This window comes from Pseudostreptobacillus sp. (genome assembly GCF_977040545.1).
In genome coordinates this window covers 1-19,722 of record NZ_CDRRBS010000008.1, presented here as the reverse complement: position 1 = coordinate 19,722, position 19,722 = coordinate 1, and the positions used below count along the sequence as shown (strand labels likewise).

Below are 19,722 nucleotides of genomic sequence, written 5' to 3'. Positions count from 1 at the left end.
TTTACATAAAAGATATAGATTTGATACTAAAATTAACACCAATAGTATTTTAAATCAAAATATTATAAATACTCAATTTAACTATATTAATAATAATATAGATATGGGAATAAGTTTAGGGTATATTCAAGATAATATACATTTTGATAGTATAGAAACTGATTACTTAAAATATTTCTACCATAATGCTGGAACTATAGATGGTAAAACTTGGATACATCCTCATACTAGACCTTCTCAAAGTAAAGAATTTCCTGGAACTATGGAAAATTCTGTAGAATATATTACCAAAACTAATATAGATTATACAAGACATATATTAACTCCAAAATTTGATATAAATATTAAAAATAATTTAACTAGTTGGTTAGAATCTAATGTTTTCTTAGGTTGGGAAGGGATTTATAGATATATAGATTATAAAGATGTTTCAGCTACAAGATATGTTAATAAAAATGGTATAAATAAGGAACCTGAACCTATAAAACTAATGGTCTTTAAACGTGATAAAAATGGATTACTTATAAAATCAAAAAACGCACCTAAAACTGGTAACGAAGAATTTGATAATATACCAGCTGGTAGTTCTATCGATATTTCTAAATATTCTAAATATTTAATTGATGATATAGAAAATACTTTTGAAAAAGAAGAAAAAACAGGTGTTTCACGTTGGGATATTTCTAAAAATTACTTTAAATTTGGAACTAATATGTATATTTATCCTACCAATAACATTAAAATAGGATATCATCTTTTTATACCTATATCATTTAAAGGTGTAGATATAGATGGTTTCTTTATAAGAAATGGTTTAAGTTTAGGTTTTGTATTTTAATAAAAAAGGAACTGCCAAAGAAAATAATACTTCTTAGCAGCTCCTTTTTATTTTGTCTATTTAATACTGTATAAAATTTCTAATACTTCTTTTTCAAATACTTCTAATTTTTCTTTTGAAACTGATTCAACATCATCTTTTACATAAATGTATAATTTAATTTTTGGTTCAGTTCCTGATGGTCTTAATGTATACCAACTTCCATCTTCATATGCAAATTTAATTGCATCTGTTTTTTCTATATCAATCTTTGATTTTTCTCCAGTAATTAAATTTGTTTTTTCTTGTATATTATAATCTGTTATTTCAACAAGTTTAGTTCCTTTTATTTCTCTTGGGAATATATTTCTAAATTCTACCATCATTCTCTTAATTCTCTTTTGACCTTCTAATCCTTCAAGAACAACTGAAATTCCTTTTTCTTTATAATATCCATATTCTTCAAATAATTCATTTAAAACATCTATTAAAGTTTTACCTTGTTTCTTATAGTAAGCTGCCATCTCAGTTAACATAAGAGAAGAACTTACTCCATCTTTATCTCTCAAGAATGTTCCTATATTATATCCTATACTTTCTTCATATCCAAAGATATAGTTTTTTTCTTTTGAAACTTCATATTGATTAGCTATAGCACAAATATTCTTAAATCCTGTTAATACATTTATAACTTCTATACCATATTTTTTAGCTACTGCTTCTCCCATTTCACCTGTAACTATAGATTTAACTATAACCGGATTACTTGGGAATATATTTTTTTCTTGCATAGTTGAAACTATATAATTAATTAATAAAACTCCTGTTTGGTTCCCATTTAATGCAACTACTTTACCATTATGCATTACTTCAACTGCTAATCTATCACAATCTGGATCTGTTGCAATTAAAATATCTGCATCAACACTATGTGCTAATTTTTCAGAATATTCAAATGCTTTTAAATCTTCTGGATTAGGATAAACAAGTGTTGGGAAAGTTCCATCAGGTAATTCTTGTTCTTTAACTACATATACATTTTTATATCCTTTTCTTTCAAGAACAGTTCTTACAGGTATATTACCAGCTCCATTTAATGGAGTATATACAAGTTTAATACTCATATCTAGCTCATCACTTGTTCTTAAAGAAGTATTCATAACCTCAGTATAGAAAGCTTCATCTACTTCTTTACCTATTATTTGAAGTAATCCTTTTTCTATTGCTTCTTCACGAGTTAAGTTTACATAAGAAGCAAATATATCAAGTTTAGCTATTTCATTGAAAACTGCATCTGAAATATTTGATTTAATTTGTGAACCTTCTTCCCAATAAACTTTATATCCATTATAATCTTTAGGATTGTGACTTGCTGTTATATTTATTCCAGATATACATTTATAATATCTAATAGTATATGAAAGCTCTGGTGTTGGTCTTAAGCTTTCAAAAAGATAAGCTTTAATTCCATTGCTTGCCATTACTAAAGCTGCAAGTTCTGCAAATTCTGGTGAAAAAATTCTACAATCATGTGCAAAAGCAACACCTTTATCCATAGATTCTTGTCCATAACTTTTAATAACATTAGCCAAAGCTTGAGTTGCACGAGCTATTACATATTTATTCATTCTATTAGTTCCTGCACCAAGTTTTCCTCTTAACCCTGCTGTTCCAAATTCTAATTCTTGATAAAATCTATCTTCAATTTCAGAACTATCATTTGCCATTTCTACTAATTGTTTTCTTAAATCTTGATCTAACCCTTCATAATTTAACCACTCATTATATTTACTCATATAATCCATTTTTATCCTCCTTATAAATAACTAGCTGGATTTACGTAATTTACACCTTTTCTAACTTCAAAGTATAGATTTGGTTCTTTTGTTATACTTTCTCTTCCTAAAGTACCTATAACTTGTCCTTTAGTTACCTTTGTCCCACTTGCAACTTTTACTGAAGCAAGATTTCCATAAACCGTTATAAAATTACCATGATCTATCATTATTACTGCTCCTAATCCTTTTAATGACCCTGAATAAAGTACACTTCCAGTATCAGATGCTTTAACACTTGGACCTAAACTTCCTCTAATTTCTATACCTTTACTTACAAGACCTGGACTCTTTTCTTGTCCATAATGAACTACTATAGTTCCATTTATAGGCATTATAAACTGTCCTGTACCTCTAACTACTTCTACTTCTTTTGGTGTTGTAGTAGTTGAAGTTTTAGAACTTGTATTTGTATTATTTTTAGCTGCATTTGCTTTAGCAGCTTGTTCAGCTCTTCTTCTTGCTTCTTCTTCTCTTTTCTTAGCAGCTGCTATAATTGCACTAATTTGTTGATTTAGTCTTTTTTTCTCAGCAATTAAATTATTATTTGTTTTTTCAATTTTTTTATTTTCGTTTTTAAGCGAACTTTGAATATATTGTAAATTTTTAACTGCCTTATCTTTTTTATCTTTAGCAACTCTCAACTCTGTTCTCTTAGCTTCTAATTCTTTCTTAGTTTTTTCTACAGCTTTTGCTTTTATTTCTTTTTCATTTTTAGCTTTTTCTTCATTTTTTTTATGTACTTCAACTTGTGATTTATATGACTCTATATTTTTAATTTTAGTTTGTTCTTGCCCTAATATTTTATTTAAATCATGTTGTTTTTTAGCATTTTGTGCTGTATTTAAAGATTTAGTCAGAACATTAGAGTTTATAACTTTATTCCAAACTTTTATTTTATTTTTATAACTAGTCTTACCTTCTGTAATTTTTTGATTACTATCTTCTATCTTTATAATACTTTCATTTATTTCTTTTGTACTCTTTCCTATACTTTGTAAAAGAAGAACATATTGTGCTTCTATATCATCAAATTCTTTTTGTAATTTACTTATTAAGACATTAAGATTTGCAACTTCTTTTTTAGCCAAAGCTTCATCCTTTTGTGCTGTACTAATTTTTGTATTATTAGTATTAATTTTATTAGTATTTTCTTTAACTTGAGAATCAATTTGTGTAATTCTCTTTTGATTTTTTTCTATGCTTGTAGAATTTGAAAAAGAGAGTAATGAGAATATACTTAAAATTAGTATACTTTTCTTCATTTTAATCCTCCTTACCTGTTTCTTCAAATTCACTCATATCATTATTTGAATGTATCATATTTTTTAATTTTTCAATTTCTGTTAATTTATTAGATTCTTCAACTTCTTCTTTAATTTCATTTTCTTCTTTAGATTCTATTTCTTCTACTTGTTCAAAAGCCTCTTCTAGTTCTTTAGCTTCTAATTTATATAATTTTTCGTAATAAGATATTCTAAAATACTTACCTAATAAGATATAATTAATTATCAAAGAAAGAAATATAGTTAAAAGTATAACTACTAATAAAACTTGAATTTCTTGATTCATAGGTGCTATTTGTACATCTTCACCAAAAGCCGTTTGAACTAATCCTATGGCATTTGTTCTTATATACGTATATGCAAAGTAACTTAGACCTCCAGATATTAGAATATTAATAACTGATTCAATAAAGAATGTTGTTCTAATAAATAACTTAGAGTGTCCTTTAATTAAATTACTATATATTTCTGTTTTTCTTGTTTTAACATTTGATATAGATATAGTGTATATCATTATAAATGCAAATATCGCTAAAGAAACACTTGCATATTTAATAAATGAATCTAATCCATTACTAAAATTAAAAGTTTTAGTTATTACATCTTCTCTTAAATCCATTGAAGTTATCTCACTTAAAGATTCTAAATCTACTCTTAAATTATCTACATTTGCTCCTTTTTTAATAAATACGAAATATGAATCTTCTAAAGGATTATCATCACCATTTAAATCAACATTTAATTCTTTAGAAATATTGTCAAGTGCAGTTTGTTTAGATACATACTGTATTTCTGATATACCTTCTATATTTTTAACCTTATTTTCAAATTCTGCTCTTTTATCATCGTCTAAATTTTCTACATATATTATAGCTTGATTTGAGTTTTCAGCCTTTATTCTATATATATTAAGATTTATAGCTCCGAATAAAAACATATTTATTAGTGTAAATATTAAAACTAATGATATCAACGAAGCAAAAAAAGTACCCAATTCTGTTTTTATATTATCCCAAACCCCTATTAATATTTTTTTCAACATTTTTCCTCCTGAAACTATATGTTTTTAAGAACTAGTTCCACTAAATTATCAGCTCTTAAACCGTATTTATCTAACATAACATTTCCATCAGCACTTTGACCAAATACATCATTTATACCATGTCTAATAACTTTAACTGGATTTACTGATGAAAGATATTCACTAACTGCACTTCCAAGTCCACCTATAATTGAATGTTCTTCACTAGTTATTACTAATTTACATTCACGTGCAGCTTTTAAAACTACTTCCTCATCTAAAGGTTTAATTGTAGACATATTTATTACTCTTACATTTATACCTTTTTCCTTTAATATTTCTTGTGCTTTTAAAGCTTCACCAACTAAAAGACCTGTTGCAATAATAGCAACATCATTACCTTGAGTTAATGTACTTGCTTTCCCTATTTCAAAATTATAATCTTCTGTATATATATCAGCAACTGGTAATCTTCCAAGTCTTACATAAACAGGCCCTTCATATTTAGCTGCTGCAAAAATAATTTTTTCTGTTTCTGTTGCATCTGCTGGTTGTAAAACTACCATACCAGGTATTGCACGCATTAATGCTATATCTTCAACTGATTGATGTGATCCTCCATCTTCTCCTAAAGATATACCTGCATGTGTAGGACAAATTTTAACATTCAATTTAGGATATGCAACTGAATTTCTTATTTGATCAAAAGCACGTCCTGCAGCAAACATAGCAAAAGTTGATGCAAATGGTATTTTACCAGTAGTTGCAAGCCCTGCTGCTGTTCCTATTAAATTAGCCTCTGCTATCCCTACATTTATATGTCTTTCTGGAAATTCTTTTTGGAAAAAAGTTGTCATAGTTGATTTAGATAAATCAGCCTCTAATACTACAACCTTATCGTTTTCTTTACCTAATTTTACTAATGCCTCTCCATAGGCTTGTCTTGTAGCTTTCATATTATCCTCCTATTTTAATTCTTCCATAGCTTTTTCAAATTCTTCTTTATTAGGTGCTTTACCATGCCAACCTGCATTATTTTCCATAAATGAAACACCTTTACCTTTAACTGTTTTTGCTATAATAACTGTTGGTTTTCCTTTAGTATTACGAGCTTCTTCTAAAGCTTTTCTAATTTCTTCAAAATTATGACCATCAATATTAATTACATGCCAATTAAATGCTTTAAATTTATCAGTTAATGGTTCAACTGGCATAACTTTTGATACATTCCCATCTATTTGTAAATCGTTTGAATCAACTATAGCAACTAAATTATCTAATCCAAAATGAGGTGCAGACATAAATGCTTCCCATACTTGACCTTCTTGTAATTCTCCATCACCTAATATAGCATATACTCTGAAATCGTCATTTGAAATCTTAGCTGATATTGCCATACCTTGAGCTGCTGATAATCCTTGTCCTAAAGATCCAGTAGACATATCTATTCCTGGTAGTTTTTTAAGATCAGGATGTCCTTGAAGAGGTGAGCCGAATTTTCTAAGTTCTGTAACTAAAGATTTATCAACATAGCCCTTTTCCATTAAAGTAGCATATATTGCAGGAGCTGCATGTCCTTTTGATAATACAAATCTATCTCTTTTAGGTGATCTTGCATCAGATGGATCTAATTTCATTTCTTCAAAATATAGAACTGTTAATAAATCTGCTATAGAAAGTGACCCTCCAGGATGTCCAGATTTTGCATGATATACCATTTCTACAATATTTCTTCTAATGTTTTTTGAAATTTCTTTTAATTCTAAAATTTCCATAAATTCCTCCTATATTTCACTTTTTTTTAAATAATAACAAATAAATGATATAACTAAAAAGATTAATGCAACAAATAATGTTGCTAGTATACCATATTTAGTAGCACCACCATTATTTGTACCTAGAGTTAATAGTAGTGTTGTTGTAACAATTTGAATAAGCATAGCAAGTTTTAAAAATAATCCTTGTATTCCAAACATCATTCCTTCAATTCTTAACTTATCTTTTTCATATATTTTATTAGATATTTCACTTAACATTGCAGGAGGGAATATAAAGGCAGAACCACTTACACCCATACCAACTACAACAAAAGAGAAATAGAATATGTATATATTTTTTTCTCCTAGTAGTATTAATAAAACTACTCCGACAAATATTAATAATAAATCTAATAACATAACTTGTCTATATTCATATTTTTCACACAATTTTTTAGTAATTGGGAAAAATATAGCTGATACCAAGAAAAGCAGAGCTGTTGGTATCATAGAAGCCTTTTCAGGTTGTCCTAATATTCCAGTAACATAATATATTATAGAATTACGTATTATATTAAATCCTGAAAAGAAAAAGAAAAATCCTATAAAATATAATAATATTTCTTTATTTCTCAAATACGAAACAGATGTTGAAAATTTAATATGTTCTTGATTTTCTACTCTATTTGCATTTTTATTTTCCTTAATACCAAACACAGAAACAAGTACCAATATTCCTGAAATAACAGAAAATATTGTTACCATAATACGCATAGCCATATCAAAACTATAACCTTTTTTTATTAAAACATCTAACACTAATGAACTAAATATTAAAGGTATAGCTGTAAAAATCAATCTAAAAACTGATTGTATAGTTGAAAGATTTAATCTTTCGCTTTTACTTGAAGATAAATCTGCAAGAAGAGCATTATATGGTCCTCCTACTAAAGTATATCCTGTAAAATATACACTACCTACAACCGATAAATATATAGTTGAAATTATCACAGAATTACTTATAGGAACGAAAAATAGTATTGTTGAAAATACTAAGGGTAGTAATCCAACTAACATATATACAGATCTTCTTCCTAACCTAGATTTAGAGTTATCAGATAGATATCCTACTAAAGGATCTGTAAAAGCATCAACTAAACGCATTATAAGGAAAGCGATAACAAGCATAGAAACTGGAATTATAGGTTTAATTCCATACTTTTCTATCGTAGTTGATGAAGGCAAATAAAAATATTGCACCCACTGATTAAATATTTGATCTAACATGAAATAACCAACACCTAGACCATAAAAAATATATGTTGCTTTATTTAATTTTTTATTCATGTAGTCTCCTTTATTATTTAATTTATTACATTATATTTTAGCATATTTTACTTAAAATTCAAAAAATTTTGAATTGAATTTGTATACTCCCACTTATATTGAAGATATATTCTAACATGTTGACCTTTTCTAAAGGCTTTAAACTGAGGTTTAATAATATCTTTATTATCTAGTATTTTATTTTTTAGCTTTTCATATTCATCTTTAATTATACTATATGGTGTTGCTTCATCTTTTTCTGATTGTAATATTAATGTAGGGACTAATCCTAAAATTTCTGATAACCTTAATTTAGATAACATATTATCTATTCTGTAATTAAATATAGAATGTATATATTCTACAAAAAATCTAGGTATTTTAATTTTTCCAATTTTTGAATTTATAAGAAGTATCTGTTTTACATTTGATACCGGAGAATCAAGTATTAATTTTTCTATACAGATCTCTTCATTTTTTAATTCTTCTTTATATAAATAAGGAACTAATGCAGAACCCATACCTCCTTGAGAAAATCCATAAAGTATAAAATTTTTAGTGTTAAATTTCTCTTTTAACATCTTTGTAGTATTAAATATATCCCTTGCAAAATAATAACCAAATGCTGTTCTAGCTTCATCAGATTTACCCGAATTTCTTAAATCTGGTAAAAATATATTATACTTTTCATCAAGTTGCATATCTTTAAAAAGTTGTAAAAATTTCAAACTAAATATCCTATTATTATTTCTACCATGAGATATAATTATAGTTTTAGTTGCACCCTCAACCGGTATATACCATCCAAATAAATGTATATCATCTGATTTATACTCAATTTCACTATACTCCATATCAAATGATTTAGGAGAATATTTACCACATATAAATCTATTTTTACTTTTAGTTACATCATTAAGAGATTTTTCTAAAGTGACTCTTTTATAAACTTCTATTTTATTTATAAAAAACTTTGTCAACCCAAACATCAATTCTCCCCTTTCAAATATATTACATTTAATTTTTCCTTTTCTCTTTTTAATAATTCATATAATAAAAAAGCATTCTTCTCAATTTTTATCTTATGATTTGAATAATTTTTTTCTATATCTTTCCAATTAACAAATATAGGAATATTTTTATCTTTAAGAGATTTAATTAAAGTTCTTCCATTATCATTCATAGCAAGAACTCTAATATATTCAATATCAGCTTCTTTATCTATATCCTCATTTTGTATATCGAGCAAAAGATTTAAAATTAGCCTTTTTACTCTATTTTTACTAATATTTCTAGAAACTATTTTTCTAAAAAATTCTTTACTACTGTTTGCTACTAAATTTTTTTTTATCCTATTATATATACTATCATTATAATCATATACTTTTATTATTTCATTCTTTGATTTAACATTGAACATATATTTAAAAAGTTCAAAAATTCTATCTTCAATATTTTCAAAATCAATATTTTTACTTTCTAAAACTTCTTTTGTGTTACTCGGTATCAATTTATTAACATCTTGTTTATTATAATTTTCTCTAATAAAACTAGCTGAGGCTATATTACCTAATATTTTATCATCATTATAATCTACATTTTTTCTTTTAATAGGATAATATCTCAATTTCATAGAATTTTCTATTATAGATTTAATATATGATATTGCTAATATGTTATTAGATTTATACCAATTTTCATACCCTAATTCCTCCAATATTTTTTGGTGAGAACTTGTATAACTAAAACCTTTTTTTTGTAATTCTTTTAATTTTAATGAATATGTTTCAGTTTTTTGTAATTCTATAACTTTAACAAATGTTTTTAAATCATCATTTTCTACACCAAAAACCTGAAGTTCAACACCAAGTTTTTCTAATATTTTAGTTGAAAATATCCCAAAAACTTCTGCATTTTGTATAGAATAATAACAAGGAAGTTCAACTACTAAATCATATCCATTCTCTACAGCAATAAATGCCTTTTCAAACTTATTTAAAATTGAAAGTTCTCCTCTTTGCACAAAATTACCACTAACAACTGCAATTTTAATTGTAGGATTCATTTCATTTATCTTATCTATTTGATATTGATGTCCATTATGAAATGGATTAAATTCAGCTACTACACCTACTTTCATATTCTTAACCACATACACCTCCATGTTTATAGTATAGCAAAATTTAAAAAAAATAAAAAGAGGACTTAAGTCCTCAACTATTTATGATCATGATTACAATGGCATACATCGCAATTATGATCTACTATATCACATTTTATCTTAGTTTTAATATAATGCATTATCATATCCTTACTAGGAACACCTTCTGTTATTAAAAAATAAGTTTTTTCCCATAAACCATCTTCTGCCTCTACATTTTTAAATTCTTTTTTTATTAATCTAGAAGTCGAACTTTTATAAGCATTAATAAACTTAGAAATTTCACTTTTAGGGTGTGCTTTAAACTTTATATGCATATGATCTGCTTCGTAGCTATAATCATAAATCTCTATTAAATAAGGTTTAGATAATTGTTTAAATTTTTCTATATTAAAATTTACTATCTCATCATTAAATATCGGCATTCTATTTTTAGTAACAAGCACCAATTGATAATATAGCGCAAATACAGAATGATTATTTCCATATATTTCCATTTTAATTTTCCTTTACTAATAATGTGGCTAATAATTTTTTGTTATTAAAAGCATAAGCTCCACCAATAACAACTGAATCTAAAGGATTTTCAGGAATATTAACCTTAACATTAACACTATTTTCTATAAGTTTGTCAAAACTTTTAATCAAAGAACCTCCACCAGTTAATATTATTCCATTATCCAATATATCTGATGATAATTCCGGAGGACATTTACCTAAAACCTCCCTAACAGATGATAATATATCTTTAAGAGAAGATATTATAGCTTCTTGAACTTCATTAGAAGATATTTTTCTTTCAACTGGACTTTTAGTTAAAATATCTAATCCCTTTATTATCATACTTTTATTCTCTGAATCTGGAACTTTTATAGCAGTAGCTAATTCTTTTTTTATATTTTCTGCAGTTTTTTCCCCTATATTTATACCAAGATTATTCTTAACATACTTAACTATATCTTCATCTAATCTATTACCCGCTATTCTTATAGATTTTGATACAACTATTTCATCAAGGGATAATATTGCAATATCAGTAGAACCTCCTCCTATATCTATTACTATATTCCCATTAGGATGTGATATATCTATACCTGTCCCCATAAGAGCTGCACGCCCTTCTTCTATTAAAAAAATTCTTTTAGCATCATCTATAGAATTAAATAAAGCACGTTTTTCTACAGTTGTTACTTCAATAGGAACACAGATTATCACTTCCGGTTTAAATAACGAATATCCATAAAGTTTTTTCATAAATATTGAGAGCATAAGACGAGTTGAATCAAGATCTGATATAACACCATCTCTAAGAGGTTTTATAACTTCTATACTATCAGGATTTTTACCTAACATACTTCTTGCTTCCTGCCCCACTGCAACTACTTCACGAGTTTTTTTATCTATAACTATAACTGATGGTTCATTAAGAACTATCTTACCTTTTTGTTTATCATAAAACAAAATATTAGAGGTACCTAAATCTATTGATATTTGTTTTTTTACTCTAAAAAAATTAATAAATCTATTAAACATACTATATACTTAATAATTCTTTTTCTTTTTTATTTAACAATTCATCAATAGACGCTATTATTTTATCAGTTAATTTTTGTATTTTATCTTCAGTTTGTTTCAATTCATCTTCAGTTATTTCTGAATCTTTTTCTAATTTTCTAACTTTATTATTAAAATCTTTTCTAATATTTCTTGCCGCTACTTTTCCTTCTTCTGCTTCTTTTTTAGCAAGTTTTACATATTCTTTTCTTCTTTCTTCTGTAAGTTCAGGTACTACAAGTCTGATAATTTTACCATCATTTGAAGGTGTGAACCCTATATTCGCTGCAAGTATAGCTTTTTCTATAGTTGGTATTAAAGATTTATCCCAAGGATCTATAACAAGTAATCTAGCTTCAGGAGCTGATACTGTCCCAACTTGATTTAAAGGTGACATTTGACCATAATAGTCAACAGTTACACCATCTATCATTGAAACATTAGCACGACCTGCTCTAATATGTAAAAATTGATTTTTTGTACTTTCTAAAGTTTTCCCCATTTTTTCTTCTAATTCTAATAATAATTCATCTAGCATATTTACTCCCTCTTTATTTATTATATACTTTTGTTCCTATATTTTCTCCATTTACAAGTTTATTCATATTCCCTTCTTTTAAGGCATTAAATACAACTACCGGCATATTATTTTCTCTACATAAAGAAAGTGCTGTAGCATCCATTACTTGTAAATTTTGAGTTAATGCTTCAGTAAATGTAATATTTTCATACTTAATTGCATCATCATATTTAGCAGGATCTTTATCATAGATACCATCAACCTTAGTTCCTTTAGCTAATACATCAGCATTTATTTCTATAGCTCTTAATGCTCCACCTGAATCAGTTGTAAAATATGGACTTCCAACACCTGCGGCAAATATTACAACTCTTCCTTTTTCTAAATGTCTTATTGCTCTTCTTCTAATATATGGTTCTGCAACTTGTGGCATAGATATAGCTGTTAAAACTCTTGTCGGAACTCCATATTTTTCTATCATTGTTTGAAGTGCAAGTGCATTCATAACCGTAGCAAGCATACCCATAGTATCACCTGTTGATCTATCCATTCCTGCTTTTTCACCAAGTTTCCCTCTAAATATATTTCCTCCCCCTATAACTATAGCAAGTTCTGCCCCTTGAGAATGTATTTGTTTTATTTGTTTAGCAAAACTATCTAAAACCTCATCAGAGTATCCAAAATTCTTATTTCCTGCAAGTGCTTCCCCACTTAATTTAAGTAATATTCTTTTATACTTTAACATTAAATTCCTCCATTTATTAAGAAAGAGTTTAATAACATTAAACTCTTTCCAATATATCTATTTATTTTGAACTTGCTATTTGTGCTGCAACTTCTGCTGCAAAGTCTGTTTCTTCTTTTTCTATTCCTTCTCCAACTTTAAATCTAAAGAATGAAATTATTTCAGCTGGTGCCATAAATTCTTTAATAGAAACTTTATCATCTCTTACATATTTTTGTTCAAGTAATGTATTTTCTTCATAGAATTTTCTCATTTTACCATCTAATATTTTTTCAATTATAGCTGCTGGTTTTCCTTCTTGTTCTAACTGATGTCTAGCAATTTCTTTTTCTCTTTCTAAATCATCAGCTGTTACTTCTTCTCTTCTTAAGTAAGAAGGATCCATAGCTGCTATATGCATAGCTACTCCATGAGCTTTTTCTACATTTTCATCTGTTCTTTCACCTTTAACATTAACTAAAACTCCAATTTTTCCACCTAAGTGAATGTAGTTAACTACAAATCCTTCAGTTTCAACTAAAGCTAATCTTCTAATGTTTAAGTTTTCTCCTATTTTAGCTATTAATTCTGTTAATTCAGATTCTACAGTTCCACCATTTAAAGGTAAAGCTTTTAACTCTTCTACTGTAGATGGTTTTTTATCTAAAGCTAATTCAACTAAAGTATTTCCAAATGCAACGAAATCAGCATTTTTAGCAACGAAATCAGTTTCTGAATTAAATTCTAAGATAACACCAACATTTCCATGTTCTCCACCAAATACTAATCCTTCTGCTGCTACTCTTCCTGATTTTTTAGCTGCTTTAGCTATACCTTTTTCTCTTAACCAGTCTATTGATTTTTCAATATTAGCATCATTTGCTTCTAAAGCTTTTTTACAGTCAAGCATTCCTGCTCCTGTTCTTTCTCTTAATTCTTTTATTGCTGCTGCAGATACTGCCATTTTAATAACCTCCACTTTCTATTATTCTAATTCTTCTTTTTCAACTACGAAATTTTCTTCTAAAACTTCTGCTGTTTCTAAATCAGAAGTAGCAAATTCTTCTTGTCCTCCATTTGCTTCAACTACTGCATTAGAAATTACTCTTGCAAATAATTTTATTGATCTTATAGCATCATCATTTGCAGGTATTCTGTAAGTTACTAAATCTGGATCTACGTTACTATCTATTAAAGCTATAACTGGTATACCAAGTTTAGCTGCTTCTTCTAAAGCTAAGAATTCTTTTTTAATATCTACTACGAATAATGCTGCAGGTAATTTTTCCATTTCTTTAATTCCACCAACATTTTTTTGAAGTTTAGCCATTTCTTTTCTTAAAAGAGCTGCTTCTTTTTTAGTATATGCTGTATCTAAAGTTCCATCAGCATCCATTGCTTCTAATTCTTTTAATTTCTTAACTCTTTTTTTGATAGTTTCAAGGTTAGTTAAAAGTCCTCCTAACCATCTTTGGTTAACATAGAATCCACCACTTCTTTCAGCTTCTTCTTTCATTGCTTCTTGAGCTTGTTTTTTAGTTCCTACGAATAATACTTTTCCACCTTCTGAAGCTATTTCTCTTACAAATTCATAAGCTTTCTCTGTAGATGTTAAAGTTTGTTGTAAATCTAATATATGAAGACCGTTTCTTTCTGCATAAATATACGGTTTCATTTTAGGGTTCCATCTTTTAGCTTGGTGACCAAAGTGTGCTCCTACTTCTAATAATTCTTTCATTGAAATTACTGACATAATGTCCTCCTTAAAATTTTGGTTTTTTCATCCACCTTTGTTTAGTTGCAAATCTAAAATTATTTAGCACCCTACAACTAAAAAAAACGAGGTGTGTTTTTTACCTTAATATATTACACTAAAAGCTTGATTTTGTCAAGATAAATCCTAATTTATATATCTATCCCTAAATTAAAATAGTACATGTTCTATATAAGGTATGTATTTTTCTTTGTATAATTGGTATATGTTCTTTTCACATTTGTATTATTCTTTTGGTAAATATTTTATAAAATAGTATTATTGTATAAAATAAGTATGATACAAAATTAATAAATAAAAGTTTTATCAATTTTACTTATTACTCCCACTCAATAATTACCATAACATATTTGTTTCTTTAATTCTATATTAGTATCTTTTCAATTTCTGTTTTTAACTATTTTTATACCTATTATTTGTGGTTTTAGAGTTTTTTAGTATCAAAACAGTATCAAAAGTGATACTATAACACCTTGAAATTTTCCGCTCCAAAAAATCTAAACCATTATATTTATAAGAATTATATGTCAACTACTTGTTTATCTATGTTTCTCGGATTAGATAATTACAGATTAATTCTATTTAGTAATTGTACATTATCGTGTTTCCTTTTTCTTTTCTTTTCTCAATATGAACTCTACTCTTTTTCGCACATAATCTGTTTGTTTAACATAAGAGAATGCAAACAATAGAATCAACAAAATTAAGAAAATCCAATCCTTATTTTCTTGTAAAAAAGTAATCTTATTTTTTAGGCATATATCATTAATGGTAATGCCTAATTTACATACAAATGCACAAATAAAAGTCGATAACAGTGTTCTATATGTATTGTTAACTTCTGACAGAGTATCTAAAGGTTCAATACTACTCGCTTTTACATAGTCCGAATAAGGTGCATATCTTATCATTTTAATTTTTTTCATTATAGGCTCAATTATGATTGAACCTATCCTGCTCAATACCATACCAGCAAAATAGAATACTATTAAATTTTCAAACCAATTATCCGATAATATATTTATTTCAAATATAAATTTTGACAGGTAGATAAATAACACTCCTGGATATAAATTATTAAAAATATTATATGACGAAATTTTCTCAACTATCTGTTTTAATATCTCTTCCACAATATTATCTCCTCTGGACTATATAGTCATGATATGCCAGCCTGCATATGATTCATCATAAGAAGTTTTGGGATTACATTTTTTAGCAAATTTCTCATATGTCACATATACATCCATTCCGTTTTTACCATTAGTATTAATAATAATACAGTTTGCTTGATTATTTGTAATATAATCTAACTTTCTGTTATTCCAAGATGAATAATCTAAATATTCACTCTTTGCATTTCCAAATAATGTTAATTGGGATTTAACACATCTAAATATTTATTATTTCCACCAGTTTTTCGACCATGATGTGGAGCTATCAAAATATCTATATCTCTTACGTCTTCTTTATAATTCTTTAAAATATAATCCCATGTTTTCTTCGCTGAATCTCCAGCAAATATAATTTTTTTGTTATTCCCTGTTTTATACAAAATAACATATGAGCAATCATTATAATCTTCTGATTTATTTGCCTCTTTTACCAAATCCGTTGTAGGCGCAAGCAAATACAACCCATCTGCCCCTGACTTACCATCTTCTGTTTGATTATAATATTTTCCTTTTTGTCCTGCATACAGATGTAAGACCTTAGGAGATGAAGATGACGTTCTAATTTTTTGATAAAAATCCCAATCTTTTTTATTATATCTCCCCCAATCAGAATTCTTATTCATCACTTTAGTATTTTGGGTATCCCAAAAATTCAAAACTTTAAACGTTTCAAACAGTTCTTTAATCCCATCCATATGATCCATATCAGGATGCGTTAGAATAAATCTAAAAATTGTGCTTACATTTCTATCCTTAAAGTATTTGATTGGATTTACAGGATGTTTTTTTTGATTATGGTTTCCAAGCAAAGATGTATTTTCAAACATACTTGTTACTTCTTGCCCATTAGATATATCAATTATAGTATTATGCTCAGATGGATGTTTTATCCAAATACAAGCACCTTCATTTACGTTCAAAAAATGCACTATACCCATATTTATTTCACCTCTATTATTAATTGTCGAATCTTTTTTCTATCATATAATTTCTTTGTCATCTAAATTATTGATTAAAACCTCTATAACTCCCAAAACCAAGCATATATACTGCCATAGCAATTGCCATATCCTCAGACTCAATGTCCTGTTTAGCTGCCATTTCTTTTAATTCATCAATAACTGTATCATGTGGTACAATTGTTCCTTCAAAATCTTTTACTGCTTTTTTTATTATAGTCGGAAGTATCATACACATCTGATAAAAAGCATCCTCTTGTCCTGTCACAAGAGCATAAAATTTATCAAGGCTCACTCTACGAATTAATTTATGACCTACTTTTTTCTTATCAACTGTAGTCTCCCATTTAATATTCTGAGAATGTTGTGCAATTGCTTCAACCAAAAAGCAAGCACAATCATCGTCATTCAAAAGTTGATTTTGCATTTTTATAAACGTCTTCCCCGCTGAAGCTGAGTTCATCGTATTATGTTTGTTTTTCATTTCAACATATACTGTATGAACACTACCTGCATCAGGTATTTCAATTCCATTAGTGTTTTCATATATGACATCCCAACCACCCTCTTCTCCATTAGTTGGAACACGGCAATTTGATATATACTGAAAAATCCTTTGATGGAAATATCCGATATCATTATTATTTGATTTATCTCTTTGACGAAATATTTCGTTACTTACAATTTCTTCCCATGACGATTGATACACCGTTTTATCAAAAATAAGTTTTATCGGGTCAATAATATTTTTGTTAAAACGCTTTAAATCAAAAGATTCCAATTTTTCGCCATATTTTTCAATAGTAAATTTTACATGATTTGTAAAATCTTCTTCTGTTATAAAAGTTAAATTCCACATTATAATTCCTCCAATGCTTCTTTTATTTTGAGTGCAATATCATATGCTAAATTGACGGGAACAGCATTCCCAACTTGCTTATATTGTTGCCCTATGCTCCCACAAAATTTCCAGTCATCCGGAAAGCTTTGACATCTTGCATTTTCCCTTATAGTAAAAGGGCGTGACTCTAAAGGATGACAACGATCCGTCTGCTTTTGGCTTGGCGAAGTTAATACTGTCAGAGAGGGTTCATCTAAGCTCAATCTCCTTAAGATACCTGTCCTACCACCCTCCATATACCAACAGCTTTTCATATATTCTTTAGCTATATCCTCTGGAATATCCCGCCAATAACCTCCCGGAGGAACTAATTCAAAAATTTTTCGCTTAGATTCAGAATAAGGTGTTCCTTCACTTTCAGGACAATCTAAAAGTATATCACGTAACACAGGTTTATATTTGTGCGGAATAGGGAAGTCAAAATGTATCTTATCAATCAAATCATTTCGTATTCCAATAGTAATAAGACGTTCTCTTTTTTGTGCTACCCCATAATCCCAAGCATTTAATATACTTTTCTGAATTGTATATCCTGAATTCTCGAAGATATCTGTAATAGTCTTATATGTTCGCCCCTTATCATGAGTAAGCAATCCCTTAACATTTTCAAACAAAAACATTTTTGGTTGAAGTTTATCCAAAAACTTTGCATAATGATAAAATAAAGTTCCTCTTGCATCCTCTAACCCTAATCTTTTACCTGCATAAGAAAAAGATTGGCAAGGAGATCCCCCTGATAATAAATCAAGCTCCCCTTTTTTTATGTCAAAATACTTCTCTAAATCTAAACAAGATATATTAGCGATATCATCATTTATAACCCTCCAATTAGAGCGATTAAATTTCAATGTATCTGAAGCTGCTTTATCCAATTCTATCAATCCAATAGTATCAAATCCTGCTTTTTCAATACCTAACGCCAATCCTCCTGCTCCTGCAAACAATTCTATTGTTTTAAAAGCTTTAACTTCCGTTTCTGTATTTTGAGCAACCGAAATAATGTCTCCTACATCACAATTCAAGGCAGTACATATTTTTTCAATACTTTCAAAAGAAATAGTCACATTTTTCCCCATACGAGCCATTACATTAAAGCTTATTCCTGCAGCCTCCTTTAATTCGGTTTTATTCATATTTTTATCTATAAGCAATTTCCAAAGATTATTATAGCAAACTGCCACTTTCACACCTCCTAAAGTCACAACCACACCGTTATGGTTTATTTGATTATAGCATAAACAATCAATTTATTCAACAAATCTCATGTTATCGTTAGATATTCTCTCTATTTTATTTTCTAAAAAAGAATCGGTGCAATTCCAAGACTATACCGATCATGAATTTATCGCTCAACCTCTTTCAATATTTTATTCTTTCCCTTAGGAGTTCCTATTTCCTCGCTCTGATGTTTCCTAATTGCACCAATAACCAATTTCTTTTTCTTTTCAGTTTTATCCTTACCAAGATACTCATTCATATTATTTTTCAGACGCTCCAATTCATCATACTGTTTTAATAATGAATTGTGTTTCTTGATTATTCCCCCTTGTTGATCTTGTAAATTCTTAGAATACTCATTTAATTTCCTGAAAAAATTTTTACTTGATTTTATCTTTAACTCTCCTAGTACAACATGTCTCAAGTAGAGTTAAGAAGAAAAGATTTAAAAAATCAAGTGATGAGTATTTTAGAGATAATATACTTAATAGAGATTTTAGTACTACTAAAGATAATCAAAAATGGTCTACTGATATTACAGAGATAAATACTGGAGAAGGTAAACTATACGTTAGTGGTGTAATTGATATTAATTCTAAGATGTTAATAAGTTATGAGATAGGCAATCATAATAATAATGAATTAGTTATGAAAACATTTAAAAATATAAATATTAATGATGTTGATATATTAC

At 27.8% G+C, this 19,722-nt stretch carries 21 protein-coding genes and 1 pseudogene; 2 read left to right on the top strand and 20 right to left on the bottom strand.

Annotated features, from left to right (window positions below; all coding sequences use genetic code 11):
• The coding region (locus tag ACWYO2_RS01165) for a hypothetical protein (RefSeq protein WP_455514660.1) at positions 1 to 838 on the top strand (838 nt) is incomplete at its 5' end.
• A gap of 56 nt (positions 839 to 894) precedes the next feature.
• Here the strand turns inward: ACWYO2_RS01165 and ACWYO2_RS01160 are convergent.
• The 20 genes and pseudogenes from ACWYO2_RS01160 to ACWYO2_RS01065 form a co-directional block, all read right to left on the bottom strand.
• A complete protein-coding gene (locus tag ACWYO2_RS01160) occupies positions 895 to 2,622 on the bottom strand; it encodes a phospho-sugar mutase (RefSeq protein WP_455514659.1) in 1,728 nt (575 codons plus the stop codon).
• Positions 2,623 to 2,633: 11 nt separating this feature from the next.
• Positions 2,634 to 3,917, bottom strand: coding sequence for a murein hydrolase activator EnvC family protein (locus ACWYO2_RS01155; protein ID WP_455514658.1), 1,284 nt, complete (start codon positions 3,915 to 3,917; stop codon positions 2,634 to 2,636).
• Position 3,918: 1 nt separating this feature from the next.
• Complete coding sequence (locus tag ACWYO2_RS01150) at positions 3,919 to 4,980, bottom strand: cell division protein FtsX (RefSeq protein WP_455514657.1); 1,062 nt, start codon at positions 4,978 to 4,980, stop codon at positions 3,919 to 3,921.
• A 14-nt stretch (positions 4,981 to 4,994) separates the two neighbouring features.
• Positions 4,995 to 5,915 (bottom strand): transketolase family protein, encoded by a 921-nt coding sequence (locus ACWYO2_RS01145; RefSeq protein WP_455514656.1) that lies wholly within the window; start codon positions 5,913 to 5,915, stop codon positions 4,995 to 4,997.
• A 9-nt stretch (positions 5,916 to 5,924) separates the two neighbouring features.
• On the bottom strand, positions 5,925 to 6,734 hold the full coding sequence (locus tag ACWYO2_RS01140) for a transketolase (protein WP_455514655.1): 810 nt from the start codon (positions 6,732 to 6,734) through the stop codon (positions 5,925 to 5,927).
• Positions 6,735 to 6,743: 9 nt separating this feature from the next.
• Positions 6,744 to 8,063 carry an MFS transporter gene (locus ACWYO2_RS01135; protein WP_455514654.1) on the bottom strand — a complete coding sequence of 440 codons (1,320 nt, stop codon included), beginning with the start codon at positions 8,061 to 8,063 and terminating at the stop codon, positions 6,744 to 6,746.
• 47 nt (positions 8,064 to 8,110) lie between these two features.
• Positions 8,111 to 9,031 carry an alpha/beta hydrolase gene (locus ACWYO2_RS01130; RefSeq protein WP_455514653.1) on the bottom strand — a complete coding sequence of 307 codons (921 nt, stop codon included), beginning with the start codon at positions 9,029 to 9,031 and terminating at the stop codon, positions 8,111 to 8,113.
• Positions 9,031 to 10,194 carry a nucleotidyltransferase family protein gene (locus ACWYO2_RS01125; protein WP_455514652.1) on the bottom strand — a complete coding sequence of 388 codons (1,164 nt, stop codon included), beginning with the start codon at positions 10,192 to 10,194 and terminating at the stop codon, positions 9,031 to 9,033. The genes ACWYO2_RS01130 and ACWYO2_RS01125 overlap by 1 nt, the downstream gene beginning before the upstream one ends.
• Positions 10,195 to 10,259: 65 nt before the next feature.
• Complete coding sequence (gene tnpA, locus ACWYO2_RS01120; RefSeq protein WP_455514662.1) at positions 10,260 to 10,628, bottom strand: IS200/IS605 family transposase; 369 nt, start codon at positions 10,626 to 10,628, stop codon at positions 10,260 to 10,262.
• Positions 10,629 to 10,701: 73 nt separating this feature from the next.
• Positions 10,702 to 11,736: a rod shape-determining protein MreB gene (gene mreB, locus ACWYO2_RS01115; RefSeq protein WP_455514651.1), complete on the bottom strand. Its 1,035-nt coding sequence runs from the start codon at positions 11,734 to 11,736 to the stop codon at positions 10,702 to 10,704.
• A gap of 1 nt (position 11,737) precedes the next feature.
• Entirely contained in the window at positions 11,738 to 12,295 is a 558-nt protein-coding gene (gene frr / locus ACWYO2_RS01110; protein WP_455514650.1) for a ribosome recycling factor, read from the bottom strand.
• 13 nt (positions 12,296 to 12,308) lie between these two features.
• A complete protein-coding gene (gene pyrH / locus ACWYO2_RS01105) occupies positions 12,309 to 13,022 on the bottom strand; it encodes a UMP kinase (RefSeq protein WP_455514649.1) in 714 nt (237 codons plus the stop codon).
• Positions 13,023 to 13,083: 61 nt separating this feature from the next.
• Positions 13,084 to 13,965, bottom strand: a complete 882-nt coding sequence (gene tsf / locus ACWYO2_RS01100) for a translation elongation factor Ts (RefSeq protein WP_455514648.1) — start codon at positions 13,963 to 13,965, stop codon at positions 13,084 to 13,086.
• A gap of 21 nt (positions 13,966 to 13,986) precedes the next feature.
• Entirely contained in the window at positions 13,987 to 14,754 is a 768-nt protein-coding gene (gene rpsB, locus ACWYO2_RS01095; RefSeq protein ID WP_455514647.1) for a 30S ribosomal protein S2, read from the bottom strand.
• Positions 14,755 to 15,371: 617 nt separating this feature from the next.
• Positions 15,372 to 15,908: a hypothetical protein gene (locus ACWYO2_RS01090; protein ID WP_455514646.1), complete on the bottom strand. Its 537-nt coding sequence runs from the start codon at positions 15,906 to 15,908 to the stop codon at positions 15,372 to 15,374.
• A gap of 239 nt (positions 15,909 to 16,147) precedes the next feature.
• Positions 16,148 to 16,888 carry a ComEC/Rec2 family competence protein gene (locus ACWYO2_RS01085; protein WP_455514645.1) on the bottom strand — a complete coding sequence of 247 codons (741 nt, stop codon included), beginning with the start codon at positions 16,886 to 16,888 and terminating at the stop codon, positions 16,148 to 16,150.
• 67 nt (positions 16,889 to 16,955) lie between these two features.
• Positions 16,956 to 17,768 (bottom strand): Eco47II family restriction endonuclease, encoded by an 813-nt coding sequence (locus ACWYO2_RS01080; RefSeq protein ID WP_455514644.1) that lies wholly within the window; start codon positions 17,766 to 17,768, stop codon positions 16,956 to 16,958.
• The gene (locus ACWYO2_RS01075) at positions 17,768 to 18,760 is read right to left on the bottom strand and encodes a DNA cytosine methyltransferase (RefSeq protein ID WP_455514661.1); all 993 of its coding nucleotides are present in this window, start codon (positions 18,758 to 18,760) and stop codon (positions 17,768 to 17,770) included. The genes ACWYO2_RS01080 and ACWYO2_RS01075 overlap by 1 nt, the downstream gene beginning before the upstream one ends.
• Before the next feature lie 27 nt (positions 18,761 to 18,787).
• A pseudogene (locus ACWYO2_RS01070) lies at positions 18,788 to 18,991 on the bottom strand (helix-turn-helix domain-containing protein); the annotation flags it as partial.
• Between the two features lie 161 nt (positions 18,992 to 19,152).
• Positions 19,153 to 19,287 carry a hypothetical protein gene (locus ACWYO2_RS01065; protein WP_455514643.1) on the bottom strand — a complete coding sequence of 45 codons (135 nt, stop codon included), beginning with the start codon at positions 19,285 to 19,287 and terminating at the stop codon, positions 19,153 to 19,155.
• 125 nt (positions 19,288 to 19,412) lie between these two features.
• Here ACWYO2_RS01065 and ACWYO2_RS01060 point away from each other — a divergent pair.
• On the top strand, positions 19,413 to 19,722 hold a 310-nt coding region (locus tag ACWYO2_RS01060; RefSeq protein WP_455514642.1), incomplete at its 3' end, for a DDE-type integrase/transposase/recombinase.